At 70.8% G+C, this 13162-nt stretch carries 12 protein-coding genes; 5 read left to right on the forward strand and 7 right to left on the reverse strand.

Annotated features, from left to right (window positions below; all coding sequences use genetic code 11):
- Position 1: 1 nt before the first annotated feature.
- The 5 genes from EDF24_RS15110 to EDF24_RS15135 all read right to left on the reverse strand — a co-directional run bounded on the left by EDF24_RS15110 (position 2) and on the right by EDF24_RS15135 (position 5370).
- On the reverse strand, positions 2-1186 hold the full coding sequence (locus EDF24_RS15110; protein WP_123703904.1) for a DUF4232 domain-containing protein: 1185 nt from the start codon (positions 1184-1186) through the stop codon (positions 2-4).
- Between the two features lie 83 nt (positions 1187-1269).
- Complete coding sequence (locus EDF24_RS15115) at positions 1270-2076, reverse strand: DUF1684 domain-containing protein (protein WP_123703906.1); 807 nt, start codon at positions 2074-2076, stop codon at positions 1270-1272.
- Positions 2077-2290: 214 nt separating this feature from the next.
- Positions 2291-2980 (reverse strand): ATP-binding cassette domain-containing protein, encoded by a 690-nt coding sequence (locus EDF24_RS15125; RefSeq protein ID WP_123703910.1) that lies wholly within the window; start codon positions 2978-2980, stop codon positions 2291-2293.
- Positions 2980-4992, reverse strand: a complete 2013-nt coding sequence (locus EDF24_RS15130) for a hypothetical protein (RefSeq protein WP_123703912.1) — start codon at positions 4990-4992, stop codon at positions 2980-2982. The genes EDF24_RS15125 and EDF24_RS15130 overlap by 1 nt, the downstream gene beginning before the upstream one ends.
- 39 nt (positions 4993-5031) lie before the next feature.
- The gene (locus EDF24_RS15135; RefSeq protein WP_123703914.1) at positions 5032-5370 is read right to left on the reverse strand and encodes a lactococcin 972 family bacteriocin; all 339 of its coding nucleotides are present in this window, start codon (positions 5368-5370) and stop codon (positions 5032-5034) included.
- Between the two features lie 336 nt (positions 5371-5706).
- Between EDF24_RS15135 and EDF24_RS15140 the strand changes: the two genes are divergently transcribed.
- Entirely contained in the window at positions 5707-6933 is a 1227-nt protein-coding gene (locus tag EDF24_RS15140) for a cobalamin-independent methionine synthase II family protein (RefSeq protein ID WP_123703916.1), read from the forward strand.
- A gap of 114 nt (positions 6934-7047) precedes the next feature.
- On the opposite strand, the gene EDF24_RS15145 is transcribed toward EDF24_RS15140, so the two are convergent.
- Positions 7048-8007, reverse strand: a complete 960-nt coding sequence (locus tag EDF24_RS15145) for an SDR family oxidoreductase (RefSeq protein WP_123653203.1) — start codon at positions 8005-8007, stop codon at positions 7048-7050.
- Between the two features lie 87 nt (positions 8008-8094).
- Between EDF24_RS15145 and EDF24_RS15150 the strand changes: the two genes are divergently transcribed.
- Positions 8095-8379 carry a hypothetical protein gene (locus EDF24_RS15150; protein ID WP_123653202.1) on the forward strand — a complete coding sequence of 95 codons (285 nt, stop codon included), beginning with the start codon at positions 8095-8097 and terminating at the stop codon, positions 8377-8379.
- Positions 8380-8426: 47 nt separating this feature from the next.
- Here the strand turns inward: EDF24_RS15150 and EDF24_RS15155 are convergent, their stop codons facing one another.
- On the reverse strand, positions 8427-9674 hold the full coding sequence (locus tag EDF24_RS15155; RefSeq protein WP_123703918.1) for an ROK family transcriptional regulator: 1248 nt from the start codon (positions 9672-9674) through the stop codon (positions 8427-8429).
- 163 nt (positions 9675-9837) lie between these two features.
- On the opposite strand from EDF24_RS15155, the gene EDF24_RS15160 reads away from it, so the two are divergent.
- Genes EDF24_RS15160 through EDF24_RS15170 form a run of 3 tightly spaced genes read left to right on the forward strand, consistent with a single transcriptional unit; the run spans position 9838 to position 13154 of the window.
- Positions 9838-10827: a carbohydrate ABC transporter permease gene (locus EDF24_RS15160; RefSeq protein WP_243698335.1), complete on the forward strand. Its 990-nt coding sequence runs from the start codon at positions 9838-9840 to the stop codon at positions 10825-10827.
- Positions 10828-10830: 3 nt separating this feature from the next.
- Complete coding sequence (locus EDF24_RS15165; RefSeq protein WP_123653200.1) at positions 10831-11769, forward strand: carbohydrate ABC transporter permease; 939 nt, start codon at positions 10831-10833, stop codon at positions 11767-11769.
- Positions 11766-13154 carry an ABC transporter substrate-binding protein gene (locus tag EDF24_RS15170; RefSeq protein ID WP_123703920.1) on the forward strand — a complete coding sequence of 463 codons (1389 nt, stop codon included), beginning with the start codon at positions 11766-11768 and terminating at the stop codon, positions 13152-13154. Before EDF24_RS15165 ends, EDF24_RS15170 begins: the two co-directional genes overlap by 4 nt.
- Positions 13155-13162 lie beyond the last annotated feature (8 nt).

The following is a 13162-nucleotide window of genomic DNA, read 5'->3' on the forward strand; positions in this document are numbered from 1 at the left end:
CTCAGTCGCTGCCCGTGGTCGGCGTCGCCCAGGCGCTCACGGTGACCGTCGCGTCCGCGGCCAGGTCCGTGTCCGCCGTGAGCGGCGTCCGGGACGCCCCGGCGTAGGGCGCGAGCCAGAACGTCGAGACGGCCTCGCCGGTCCCGCCGGCACCCCACGACAGCGCGGCGACCGCGGTCGCTCCGGGCGCCACCGTCACCGGAGCGGGCGTCGCCGCGCCGCCCATGTACGAGGCCCCGTGCTCGAGCGGCACGGCGACGGTCGCCCCGTCGTCGGCCGCGAACGCGACGTCCGGGAACCCGTCGACGATGCACGCCGAGGACGACCGGTTCACCAGCACGACCGACATCGCCCGGTGTCCGAGCGCGCCGTCGACCCCGGACAGCGACAGCTGCACGTCCTCGGCGGAGCACCAGCCCGCGCCCGGCGTGACGGGATCGGCAGCAACGGGCGCCGGCGCCGCCGGCCGTGGCGTCGGGGTCACGGTCTCGGTCGGCAGCCCGTCCGGCGTGCCCCCGGCGGCGACCCGCGCGTCGCGGGCGATGGTCGGCTGGACGGCGATCAGCACGACCGCGACCACGAGCGCGGTGGCTCCGGCGACGGCGGCGGTCCGGCGACCGGCTCGCGTCCTCGACGTCGACCCGGCCGGGAGGCGCGGTGCGGCTCCCACGATGACCGCCGGCACCCAGCCCCACACGGTCCCGAACCACCCGGTCGCCACCGCGGTCGGGATCGCGTCGCGGAGCACCCACATGTACCCGTTCGGGCCGGGGTCGACGACCGCGGTGCCGACGGTCCAGAGCAGGGCGGTGAGGTCTGCCGCAAACACGGCGACGAGCCACGCGGCACCGATGCGGAGCAGCCGGGAGGACGTGGCCCATCCTGGTCGGCCCGCGACGAGGGCGAGTCCGAGTCCGAGCAGCGCGCCGAACAGCACGGCCACGAGGACCGGTTGCACGACGTTCCAGGGTGCGACCTGCGCCCAGACCACCGGCGGCGCGGTCGGCGGGAGGACGAGGTCGATCACCGACGAGTACCGCGACGTCCCGGCGGACCAGGAGAGTCCGGCGCCGGCGAGTCCGACCAGCAGCCACACGACCGCGCCGGCGACGGCGGCGATCGGGACGACTGGTCGGACCCGCGCCGCCCGCTCGGAGCGGTCGGCGATCGATTCCCCCGTGTCCACGACCGGCAGCCTAGGGCGGGCGCGGCTGGTCCTCGCGCGTCGGCGCTCGGGGATGTGTCCCGGGACCCATCCGCGGGCGCTCGTCAGGCGGGGAGGCGCTCCCCCGCCTCGACCGCGACGTCGAGCCGGTTCTCCGCCGGCGGCAGCGGGCACGTCGCGTGCTCCGTGTAGGCGCACGGCAGGTTCGTGGCGCGGTTGAAGTCGATCGTCGTGCGCCCCTCGGCGTCCGGAGCCGCGATGTCCAGGCTCCGGTTCGCGGCGTACGTCGTCACGCCGCTGGTCCGGTCGGTGAACAGCACGTGCAGCCCGTCGCCGTGCCCGTTGAACGCCAGGAGCGTCCGCGGGCCGTCGAGGTCGAACGACAGCGTTCCGGGAGCGGTGTACACGTGCTGGAGTCCGTCGACGACGGACCCGACCGTGACTGCACGCGGCTCGTCGAACGGCGCGAACCGGGCGTCGACGACGAAGCGCTCGTCCGGTGCGTACGACGGCGTGCCGGTGTACTCGACCCGGGTCGGGTTCGCCGGGTGCCGCGGGCGGATGACGTCGCTGCCGCCGCGGCGCGCGACCTCGATGACGACGTCCCCGTCGGGGGCGTGCCAGACGAGGTTCGTGGACGAACGTTCCGGGAGCGGGCCGAAGCGGTGCGTGCCCGCGACGGTCGCGCCGGCGATCTCGAGGGACTCCCCGTCCGCGAGTTCGACCACGGGGCCGTCCGCGTCGGTCGACCACGTGCCGGGGGCGTCCTCGAACCGCTCGGGCGTCGCGGTCAGCCACCGGATGCTCGTGATCGCGAGGAAGCCGTGCTCGCTCGCCCGGGCTGCCTCGTGCTCGTCGTGCCAGGTCTGCCAGTCCGCTGCGAACGCGGTGCCGTCGGTCGTCGTGGTCATGCTCCGACGGTACGTCGTCCGGGTGGGCGGTGGTGGCGTGGTCGACTCGGAACGACACAGTTCCTGTCGTCCGACAGCGACCTCGTCGTTCCAGCTCGTCGCGGTCGTTCGTCGCGGTCGTTCGTCGCGGTCGTTCGTCGCGGTCGTTCATCGCGGTCGGTGACCACGCCGGGCAGGCGGCTGCGTGCGTGGCGAACCTCCGCCAGGCGCTCGGCTACGACGACCAGCTCGTCGAGGTCGAGGCGGTCGCCGCCGTCGTCGACTGACCGCCCGAGCCCACGACGCCGGGCAGCGCGAACGCTCGGTCGCAGGTCGCCCGCACCGCGTCCGAGTGGGTCGCGATGAGCACCGCGCTGCCCTGTTGCGCGAACTCGCGCAGCACGCGGAGCACCACCTCGGCGTTGTCGTGGTCGAGCGCACCCGTCGGCTCGTCGGCGAGGACGACCGTCGGCGCCTGCACGAGCAGTCGGGCCAGCGCCACGCGCTGCTGTTCGCCGCCGCTGAGCTCGTGGACACGGGCACCGCCCCGGCCGTGGAGACCGACGCGGTCGAGCGCCGTCTCGTTCACCGATCGGCGTCGGCGTCGGCGACCACCGGCGTGGACCACGTCGAGGTTCTCGTGGACCGTCGAGTCCTCGACGAGGCCGTAGTTCTGGAACAGGTACCCGAGCACGTCGCGCCGCAGCCGACGGTCGACTCCGGCACGGCCTGCGGTCACGCCGTCGATCCGGAGCGTTCCGGAGTCGAACTCGTCGATCCGTCCGATGCAGTCGAGCAAGGTCGACTTCCCCGATCCGCTCGGACCGGTCAGCGCGACCATCTCCCCCGGCCCGATGCGGAGCGACAGCCGCTCCCAGAGCGTCCGGGTCCCGCGGCACTTGCTGGACTGTTCGAGCTCGATCATCAGGTCGCTCTTCCATGGGTTCGGACGGTTCGGCGGGACGTCGACGACAGAGCCCAGGTGCTGACGAGGGCGACCATGAACGCTGCTGCGACGGCGAGGGGCACGGCGGACGGCGCACTCATCGCTGCCGGGTCGGTCGCGGCATTGAGGCCACCGCGACCGATGCCCCGTTCCTCGAGCTCCCGACCCGCGACGACGACCGCGGTCACGAGGAACGCGACCTCGCCGACGAGCAGCGCCCGGTTCGCACGCCACCACGACCAGCCGGATCCGAACCGCACGAACACGGTCTGCCCTTCGCGCCGCCGGTGGACCACGGCGGCCAGGACCGCGAGCACCATCGCGGTGAGCAGCGTCGTGACGAGGACGCCGGCATCGATCCGTTCCAGCACCCGCGCCGCGCGGGCTCGCTCTGCGGCTTCCTGCCCGACGCCGACGACTGCGCTGATCTCCGACGACAGACCAGCAGCGCGGAGCGCGGCGCGAGCGCGGCCCTCGGAGACGAAGACGACGTCGCCGGTCGACAACCACGATCCGAGCTGGTCCTCGGAGAACGCGGCCTCCGGATCCGGCACGACGACGACCACCGGGTCACGGAGCCATGCAGCGACGTTGCCGTCATCGGGGTACGTGAACACGTCAGCGCCACCCGCCAGGACTCCGGACCCGACGTCGTCCGCGACGCGGTCGAGCGACCACCCACGGACCTCGTCGACGATCTGCTCCTGCGCTCGGCTCCTGACGCTCGGGACCCAGACCACCGGATCCTCGCCGGCCTGGATCCGCGTTCCGTCGAGGGCGGTCAGCGCATGACGCCGGAGGTACCCGGCGTCGACGTAGAGCGCCGGGACCGGCTCGCTCCCGGGCGCGGCGAGCTCGCCGACGGCTGCGAGGAACGCGTCGCCGTCCGTCAGCCCGGCACCCGCGAAGGCACCGAGCCGATCCCAGTAGGCCTGCGTGTTCCGCTCCGAGCGCGGTTCCGCCGTCACCCAGAGCTGCACGCTGTCACCAGCAGCGCGGAGTTCACGCTCGGCACCACCTGCTCGGACGACTGCAGCGCTCCCGACGAGGTCGAAGCACGTCGTGACCACCAGCACGGTTGCCGGTACCCGAGCCAGCACCGTGAGCACGACCGCGGAACGAGCGGGCCGCAGGCCCCGGATGGCGATCGAGGGAGGCACCCGGCTGGCGATCCCGGCCCCGACCAGGTGGCCCAGGAGGATCGGCGCGACGAGGATGCCCCACGCCACGACACCGGTGAGCGCGAATTCCACGGGGCGCGCGAACCCGTTGTACACGGCGAGGGAAGCACCGACCGGCACGACCAGCACGCCGGCGGCCACGACGGACCACCGCGCCGCGGTCAGGTCGAGGAACACGGCGGCGATCCGACCGCGCCCGGCCACGCGGCGGACTGCGAACCGCCGTGGCGCACCTGCCGTCGAGACGAGGCACAGGACGGCGCAACCCAGCGACACGATGACCACCAGTCCGACGAGGTCGCCGAACCCACTGCCCATCGCGCGCTCGAACACCGAGGGGATCGCCACAGTGGTCACACTGAACCGCGCATCCCGCAGCGTGTGCTCGAACGCGCTCGTCGAACGCTGCCCGCCGAACACCTGGTACTCGGCAGACGCGTCGTACCGGTCGAGGTCGGACATCGGCCGCACCGATGTGGTCATCGACCGGGTGAAGTCCGGGTAACCGCGCTCGAGCCACTCCGCGCCGACCGACCCGGGCGCGCCGGTGACGAGCAGCGTCCGTTCGGTCGACGGGCTCGACCGGTCGGCGACTTCGCGGACGAGGGTGCCGATGCTCGCGCCCGCCGTTTCCTCGAGCGACGCTGCGAGCCGCGCGTTGTTGTCGGACCCGGCGCCCCCGACCGCCGTGATCGAGGTCGACGCCCCGAGGACGCCGGTCTGATCAGCCTGGAAGAGCCCGAGGAACGCGATCACGCACGCGACGAGCGGTGCGACCGCGTACGCGGCGCGGATCGTACGAGGTACCACGGCGCATCACCCCCATTTCGTCGTCCACGGCCCCGACGATCAGCAGCGATGCCAGAACGCCTGGTTCCCGCTGGACTTCTTCGGCGTCGTGGCCATCGCGTAGAGCCCGCCTCGGACGTTCGAGACACGCTTGGACTTGATGCCGACCGCAGTCGCACCGTGACACTGGTTCTCGTGGAAGTAGTTCGACCACGTGTCGCGCGAACCGACTCCCCACTGCCAGAAGCTCCCGCCGATCCTCATGCCGATGCTGCTCTGCTGACCGTCCCCGATGGTGACTCCCCCGTCGAGTGGCTCCGCCGAAGCCGCGGTCGCGGTCCCGGCGATCAGTCCGATCGCCAGCGCCGTGCCCGCGATGATGCCCACTGTCTTCTTCATCTGTGTCCCCGTTCCCCGTCGATCACTCCGATCAACTGACGTCCAACATGTCAGACATCACCGGTGCTCGCAACCTCGCCATCGCTGCGTGCGCATGCTTCGACACCGCAGAAGTCGAACGACGCCCGCCGTGTCGGAAGAGTGCCGCGGTACGACATCCTCGCTGTCGTACGACAGCGACCCTGTCGATCCGAGTCAGCACCAGCAGCGGCGCGCGGACGCATCCCGTAACGCGACCCCGCGCACCGCGACCCCGCGTGGCACGCTGGACGCAGCAGCGCACCGCGAAGCCTCGCGCGCAGACACCGATCCACCCCGATCTGCAAAGGCCCCCGCATGACCTTCGAGAACACCGACCACATCCAGGCCACCACGGCCGGCTCGCTCCCCCGCACGCCGGAGCTCATCGCCGCGAACGCCGCACGGCCGCTCGCCGCGGACGGCTTCACGCTGGAGACCACCGACGAGGTCCGGGCCCTCACGAGCAAGGCCGTCGACGACGTCGTCGCCCGCCAGACCCGCCTCGGCATCACACAGCCCGGCGACGGCGAGTTCGGCAAGGCGATGTCGAACTCCGTCGACTACGGCGCCTGGTGGGGCTACTCGTTCCAGCGCGTCAGCGGCCTGAGCCTGACGGACGCGAACATCTTCTCGCAGGAGCCGGTCCGCTCCTCCCCGGGCAACGTCCGGCTGACGAGCTTCCCGGACCGCCGCGACTGGACGATCTTCCGCGAGGCGTACACCGACCCGGAGTCGGGCATCGGCACCGGCAAGAACGCCACGGCCTTCCCGACGACGACCGGCCCGATCACGTACACGGGGCACCAGGCCGCCGCCACGGACGCCGCGAACCTGAAGCACGCGGTCGAGGCCGCCGGCGCCGACAACGGATTCATCACCGCGCTCTCCCCCGGCTCGGCCGCCCGCGTCGCGAACGAGTACTACGCGACCGAGGAGGAGCACATCTGGGCATGGGCCGACGCCCTCCGCGAGGAGTACAAGACCATCCTCGACGCCGGCCTCGTGCTGCAGATCGACGACCCGTCGATCGCGGAGAACTGGGACCAGATCAACCCGGAGCCGAGCATCGAGGACTACCGCGCCTTCACCCGGATCCGCGTCGAGGCGCTGAACCACGCCCTCCAGGGGCTGGACACGTCCCGCGTGCGCTTCCACCTCTGCTGGGGCTCCTGGCACGGCCCGCACACCACCGACATCGAGCTCCGCCACATCGTCGACCTGATGCTCGACATCGACGCCGGCGCGTACTCGTTCGAGGCCGCCAACGCCCGGCACGAGCACGAGTGGACCGTCTGGCAGGACGTCACGCTCCCGGACGGCAAGGTCATCGTCCCGGGTGTCGTCGGGCACGCCACGAACGTCGTCGAGCACCCTGACCTGGTCGCGCAGCGCATCGAACGCTTCGCCTCGGTCGTCGGGCGCGAGCGCGTCATCGCGGGCACGGACTGCGGCCTCGGTGGGCGCATCCACCCGCAGATCGCCGCGGCGAAGCTGGAGACGCTCGGCGAGGGCGCCCGTCGCGCGTCCGCGAAGCTCTTCTGACGCGATCGAGCGAGCAGACGACGTCGGGTGCAGGGCGCCGACCGGACATCGTCTGCTCGCTCGACACGGACCGACGGGAGGCCCGGTGCCAGCTGGCACCGGGCCTCCCGTCCGTCAGCGACGTCGGCCGAGGGCCACGGTCGCCACCGCAGCGGCGGCACCGATCCAGAGCAGGGGGCGCGTGACGCGCCGTCGCTTCGCGACCCACCCGCCGTCCGTCGCGTTGCCCGCGTCGGCGGGCTCGTAGAGGTTCCCGTCGGTCGGCGCCTGCCGCCCGCGGAGCGCGAAGGTCTCGACCATCGGCTTCGTGATCATGTGGAACAGACCGGGGAACACGTACTGCAGCGGCACGAGCGATGCCTGGATGCGTCCGACGAACCGGTAGCGCTTCGGGTGCAGTGCCGCGGTCACGACCGCCTTCCCCGCACGCTCGACGGAGACCGTCGGCGGCAGCGGGTGCGAGTTCTTCTCGGTGTAGTTCGCGCCGTTCTGGTAGATCGGGGTGTCGATCGTCGACGGCATCAGCGTGGTGAAGTGGATGCCGGTGTGGGCGAACTCGTCGCCGAGCACGTCGACGAGGCCGAGCGCCGCGTGCTTGCTCGTGACGTAGGCCGACTGGTACGGCGCGGAGAGCAGCGACTGGATGCTGCCGACCAGCACGTAGGTGCCACGCCCGCGCTGCTTCCAGTGCGGGAGCAGGTGCGTGATGGCGTTGAGGTGGCCGTAGAGGTTCGTGTCCACGACACGCTTGAACGCCTTCGTGGGGGTCTGCTCGAACAGACCGTAGACGAACAGCGCCGCGTTGCCGACGAAGACGTCGATGTGCCCGTACCGGCTCGTGACGGTCCCGATGAGGTCCTTGACCTGGTGCTCCTCGGCGACGTCGGTCGGGATCGCGAGCGCCTCGGCGCCGAGCGCCCGGCACTCGGCGGCCGCGGCCTCGAGGCTGTCGTGGCTGCGGGCGGCGAGCACCACCGTCGCGCCCTGCCGGGCGAACTCGTGGGCGGCGGCGCGTCCGATGCCGCTCGATGCCCCGGTGACGACGACGACCTGTCCACGGAAACGATGTGCCATGCGTCCCTGCTACGCCGTCGGCGCTGGGGTTCGCCCGTGCGCGGCGTCCCCCGGTCGGCGGGCCGTCCCGCGTGGGACGATGGCGGCATGACAGGTCGCGACGGCACGAGCGACGGGCTCTCGCTGGAGGAGGCCACCGCGATCGCCGAGCACGCCCGCGAAGGTCGCCTGCAACTCGACGACCCGGAGATCCGCAAGCTCGTGGGTGAGGCGAACCGGATCCTGGTGCGCACCCAGATGTGGGGCGAGACCCCGCCGACACCCCGTCGACGCTGGAAGCGGCGGATGCTCGCCGTCGGTGCGGCGGCCCTCGTCGCGGTCTGGGTGATCGGGCTGCTCGGCCCCCTGCTCCTGCGCATCGCGGCCGAGTGAGCCGACCGCGGCCACGCACCGCGCCCGGGTGAGCCCAGCGCGACCACCTACCAGGGGTGCGCGATGTCGCGGGGCCGAGCCGGGCCTCCCGTCCGGACCATCCGCACCGCCCGCGGGACGGACGCCGACGACGCCGGCTCGCCGCTGAGCACGGCGCACGCGGCTCCCCGGGCGACCACGTCCTCGCCCAGCGTGGTGAAGGCGACCGTCGGTGCCGTCCCGGCGGGCAGACGCTCGACGAGGCGGGCGCCGAGCGCGTCGAGCAGGGTCGGCCCTCCGGCGAGCGCCGCACTCCCGCCGATGACGACCCTGGGGAGGTCGAGGAGTTCCACGACGTGGGCGAGTGCCGAGCCGAGTGCGGTGCCGGCCTCGGTGAGGAGCGGGCGCGCGGCCGGCATGGCGCAGAGCCGTTCGAAGGCCAGGCGGACGGCGGCCGGGCTCTCGTCGTCGGTGGGGTCGAGCAGTCCGGCGGTGATCGCGCGTCGGACCTGCTGGAGGGGCTGGCACGCCTCCCAGAGCTCGGTCCACCCGCCGTGTGCGTGCACGGGCATCCCGCCGAACTCGCCGGCGTTGCCGGTGCTGCCGCGGACGACCTCGCCGCCGGTGACGATGCCGGCGCCGACACCGTGGCCGAGGTACACGGACACCAGGTCGTCGGTGCTCGATGCGGTCCACCACTCGGCGAGGGCGCTGGCGACGACGTCCTTCTCGACGAGGACGGGGAGGGCGGTGCGTGCGGTGAGTTCGGCGGCGATCGGGATGCCGGCCCATGCGGTGAGCTGTGCGGGGCGGCCGAGGGTGCTGCCGCCGGGGTGGATCGGGCCGGGGACGGCGACCCCGATGCCGGCGGTGCGGGCGCGGGTGCGGTCGGTGCGGGTGCGGGCGCGCGTGCGGTCGGCGCGGGTGCGGCTGCGGTCGGTGCGGGTCAGCAGGTCGTCGACGGCGTCGGCCATCGCGTCGATGGTGGACGTCGGGTCGTCGGTGTCGGCTGCGCCGAGGGACCGTTCCTCGACGAGTCCTCCGGCCAGGTCGACGAGGACGACCGTGACCTGCGCGGGGTCGAGGTGGATGCCGATGCCGAAGCGGCCGTCGGGGTCGAGCGTCAGCGCGCGGCCGTCCTCGCGGACGAGCCCGTCGGCGACCAGGCGTGCGGCGATGTTCGACACGGTCTGTGCGGTGAGGCCGGTCCGGTCGCGGAGGTCGGTGCGCGTGACGGGTCCGTTCCGGCGCACGATGTCGAGCACCACGGCGCGGTTGTGCGCCCCGATGGACGTGTGGTTCTGCCCTGCAGACATCTCAGGGCGTTGCTGCTTGACGAGTTCCGGTCATGCTCCCTAGCATCACTCTCCAAGCGAATTTGTCAATCAATTGGATTGAACAATCTCGTCAGCAGCCACACCGAGGTGGCGGCGCCCGCGGTCACAGTGAGGTGGCCGAGGGGAACCCGAAGGGACGCCCGTGACGACGACCGCTCGCCCGGACACCGCAGTGCGACCCGCGACCTCGACCAGCAGCACCGGTCGACGCGCGGGGAAGAAACACCCCTGGACCGCGGCGGAGAAACGACGACTCCGCATCGGGATCGCGTTCATCTCCCCGTGGATCTTCGGGGTGCTGGTCTTCATCGCGTACCCGCTGATCTACTCCTTCGTGATCAGCCTCACCCGCTACTCGGGCATGAACGCGGCGACGTTCGTCGGGTTCGGCAACTACGTGGCGGCGGTGATCGACCCGCTGGTGCACACCGCGGTGGAGAACACCCTGTTCTACGCGGTCATCGCCGTCCCGGTGGGGATCGTCGTCGCGATCGTGATCGCCCTGGCGATGAACCAGGACGTCAAGGAGATCAGCTGGTACCGGACGGCGCTCTACATCCCGTCGCTCATCCCGACGTTCGCGCTCGCGTTCATCTTCGTCGTGCTGGTGAACCCGCAGACGGGCATCGTGAACCAGGCGCTGAAGCTCGTCGGGGTCCCGGCGACGAACCTGCTCGGTGACCCGACGACGGCGAAGCTCGTCATCGTCGCGCTGGCGCAGATGGGTGCCGGCAACGCGGCGCTGGTGTTCCTGGCCGGCATGCGCGGCATCCCGAAGACCCTGTACGAGGCAGCCCGTGTCGACGGTGCCGGCCCGATGCGGCAGTTCTTCGCGCTGACGCTGCCGCTGATCTCCCCGGCGATCCTGTTCAACCTGATCACCGGCATCAGCAACGGCCTGCAGGTGTTCACCGAGGCGTACGTGATCTCGTCCGGGACCGGTGGTCTCGGGTCACCGGACAACGGGACGTTGTTCTACATGCTCTACCTCTACAAGAACGCCTTCAGCTACGCGCAGCTCGGGTTCGCGAGCGCGATGGCGGTCCTGCTGTTCATCGCCGGCATGCTCCTCTCCGGGCTCGTGTACTGGCTGTCCAAGCGGTTCGTGAACTACGACGTGAGCGGGGAGTAGGCGATGACGCTGCACGCAACGAAGGACGAGACGGTGACCTCGTCGTTGGAGACGGTCCGGCCGAAGGGCCGCGCCGGTCGGAAGGGCGAACGCTCCCGGAACGCGGACGGGTCGATCCGGTCCCCGTGGTCGTCGATCGGGGCCCGTGTGGTCCTCATCGCGATGAGCCTGCTGTTCCTCATCCCGATCTACTGGATGATCATCTCCGCGCTGAAGGGGAACGCGGAACTCGGCGCCTTCCCGCCCACCTGGTTCCCGAAGTGGCTGGACTGGTCGAACTTCGCGGACGCCGTGAACGCGATGCCGTTCTTCACGTTCTTCCGGAACACGCTGATCATCACGGTGCTCGTGACGGTGTTCTCGATGGTGTCGAACCTGGTCATCGCGTACGGGTTCTCGTGCATCCAGTGGCGTGGCCGTGACCGGTTGTTCTACGTCGTCCTGGCGACGCTGTTCATCCCGTTCCCGGTGACGCTCATCCCGATGTTCGACCTCTACGCGCGGCTCGGCTGGATCAACACGTTCCTGCCGCTCGTCGTCCCGAGCCTGTTCGGGTCCGCGTTCTACGTGTTCCTGCTCCGGCAGTTCCTGTTGCAGATCCCGAAGGACCTGCTCGACGCCGCCCGCATGGACGGCGCATCGGAGTGGCGCATCCTCTGGCGGATCGTGTTCCCGCAGGCCCGTGCCGCGCTGGTCACCGTCGGCATCTTCGCCGCGGTCGGCGCGTGGAACGACTTCCTCGGGCCGCTGATCTACCTGCAGGACCAGAGCGTGCAGACGCTGTCCATCGGTCTGCAGGTGTTCCGCCTCAACAACGCCGGGGACTTCCAGTTCAACCAGCTGATGGCGGCCTCGGTCCTCATCATCCTGCCGCTCGTGATCCTCTTCTTCTTCTTCCAGCGGACCTTCCTCAAGGGCATCCAGATCGGGAGCTTCAAGTGAGCAACGCATTCGACCGCCGCACGTTCATCCGGAGCGCCGCAGCCGCCGGCGGTGCCGGAGCCCTCGCCCTCCTCGCCGCGTCGTGCGCTGCGGGTTCCGGGGCCAAGAGCGACCCGAACACCGTCTCGCTGTGGGGCGTCACGGGCACGTTCGTCCCGTACCAGACGAAGATGATCCGGGACTTCAACAAGCTGCACCACGACATCAAGGTCGACGTGAACCAGGTCCCCTCGCAGGGCACCGGTGACGCCACGAGCGTCATCACGGCCGTCCGCGGTGGGACCGCGCCCGACCTCTGGCTGCTCGACCGGTTCAGCGCGGCCCAGTACGCCGCGATCGGGCTCATCGAACCGATCGACGGACTCATCGACGAGTTCGAGGACAAGTCCAAGGAGGAGTTCCTCGCCGACTGGCTCGGCTTCACCGTCGGGGAGCTCACCTACCAGGGCAACACGTACGGGCTGCCGTTCGACACCGACGCCCGCGGGCTCTTCGTGAACCGGAAGATGCTCCGCGACGCCGGCATCGACCAGGACGAGTTCGACTGGAAGCAGAACGGCCCGGTCACGATGGCCCGGATGGCGGAGCTGAACGACCAGCTGTCGAAGAAGGACGGCGCCGACTACACGCACATGGGCTTCATCCCCTGGTACGGCGAAGGCTGGCCGTTCACGTGGGGCCTCGGCTTCGGCGCGACGTACTTCGACCAGCAGCAGTGCGGCATGACGATGAACGACCCGAAGGTCCGGAAGATCTTCGAGTTCTACGACGACTGGGCGAAGCAGTTGAACTACAAGGCCACGGACACGTTCCAGGCCACGTACGAGCCGACCGGACATCCGCCCGCGCAGACCTCGTTCCAGAACAACCGCCTGGCGTTCATGGTGAGCGTCCCGTCGACCATCCAGACCTTCGACAACTACGTCAAGGACCTCGAGTGGGGCGTCACCTACCTGCCCACCATGGAGCAGGGCGACGACCCGTACACGTGGTCCGGCGGCTTCGCGCTGTGCCTGCCGAAGGGGTCGAAGAAGAACCGCGCCGTGTGGGAGTTCATGAAGTACTACACGAGCAAGCGCGGCCAGGAGATCTACATGCCGCCGGCGACCACGGTGCCCTCGAACATCGCGGCGCTGAAGGACCCGAAGGGCTCGGCGAAGTCGATCGAGTACTTCGTCGAGGCCATGCCCACCTCCACCTGCCGCCCGCCGCTGCCCGTCGGTGGCGCGTGGTGGGACTCCCTCGCCGACGCCCGCTCGAGCGTCCTGCTCGGCACCGCGTCGCCACAGGAGGCGGTCGAGCGTGCCCAGGCGCGTGTCGACCCGATGATGCAGACCTACTGCCCGTTCACCCTGCCCAAGGACTACGACAAGGTCCGGGTCTGACCCGGAGC

Source organism: Curtobacterium sp. PhB130, from assembly GCF_003755165.1.
Taxonomy (GTDB): domain Bacteria; phylum Actinomycetota; class Actinomycetes; order Actinomycetales; family Microbacteriaceae; genus Curtobacterium.

Coding starts and splice junctions, on each gene's coding strand:
- EDF24_RS15115 (WP_123703906.1), bottom strand. CDS start 2,076: ATGACCACGACGACCGACGGCACCGCGTTCGCAGCGGACTGGCAGACC.
- EDF24_RS15125 (WP_123703910.1), bottom strand. CDS start 2,980: ATGATCGAGCTCGAACAGTCCAGCAAGTGCCGCGGGACCCGGACGCTC.
- EDF24_RS15135 (WP_123703914.1), bottom strand. CDS start 5,370: ATGAAGAAGACAGTGGGCATCATCGCGGGCACGGCGCTGGCGATCGGA.
- EDF24_RS15140 (WP_123703916.1), top strand. CDS start 5,707: ATGACCTTCGAGAACACCGACCACATCCAGGCCACCACGGCCGGCTCG.
- EDF24_RS15145 (WP_123653203.1), bottom strand. CDS start 8,007: ATGGCACATCGTTTCCGTGGACAGGTCGTCGTCGTCACCGGGGCATCG.
- EDF24_RS15150 (WP_123653202.1), top strand. CDS start 8,095: ATGACAGGTCGCGACGGCACGAGCGACGGGCTCTCGCTGGAGGAGGCC.
- EDF24_RS15155 (WP_123703918.1), bottom strand. CDS start 9,674: ATGTCTGCAGGGCAGAACCACACGTCCATCGGGGCGCACAACCGCGCC.
- EDF24_RS15165 (WP_123653200.1), top strand. CDS start 10,831: ATGACGCTGCACGCAACGAAGGACGAGACGGTGACCTCGTCGTTGGAG.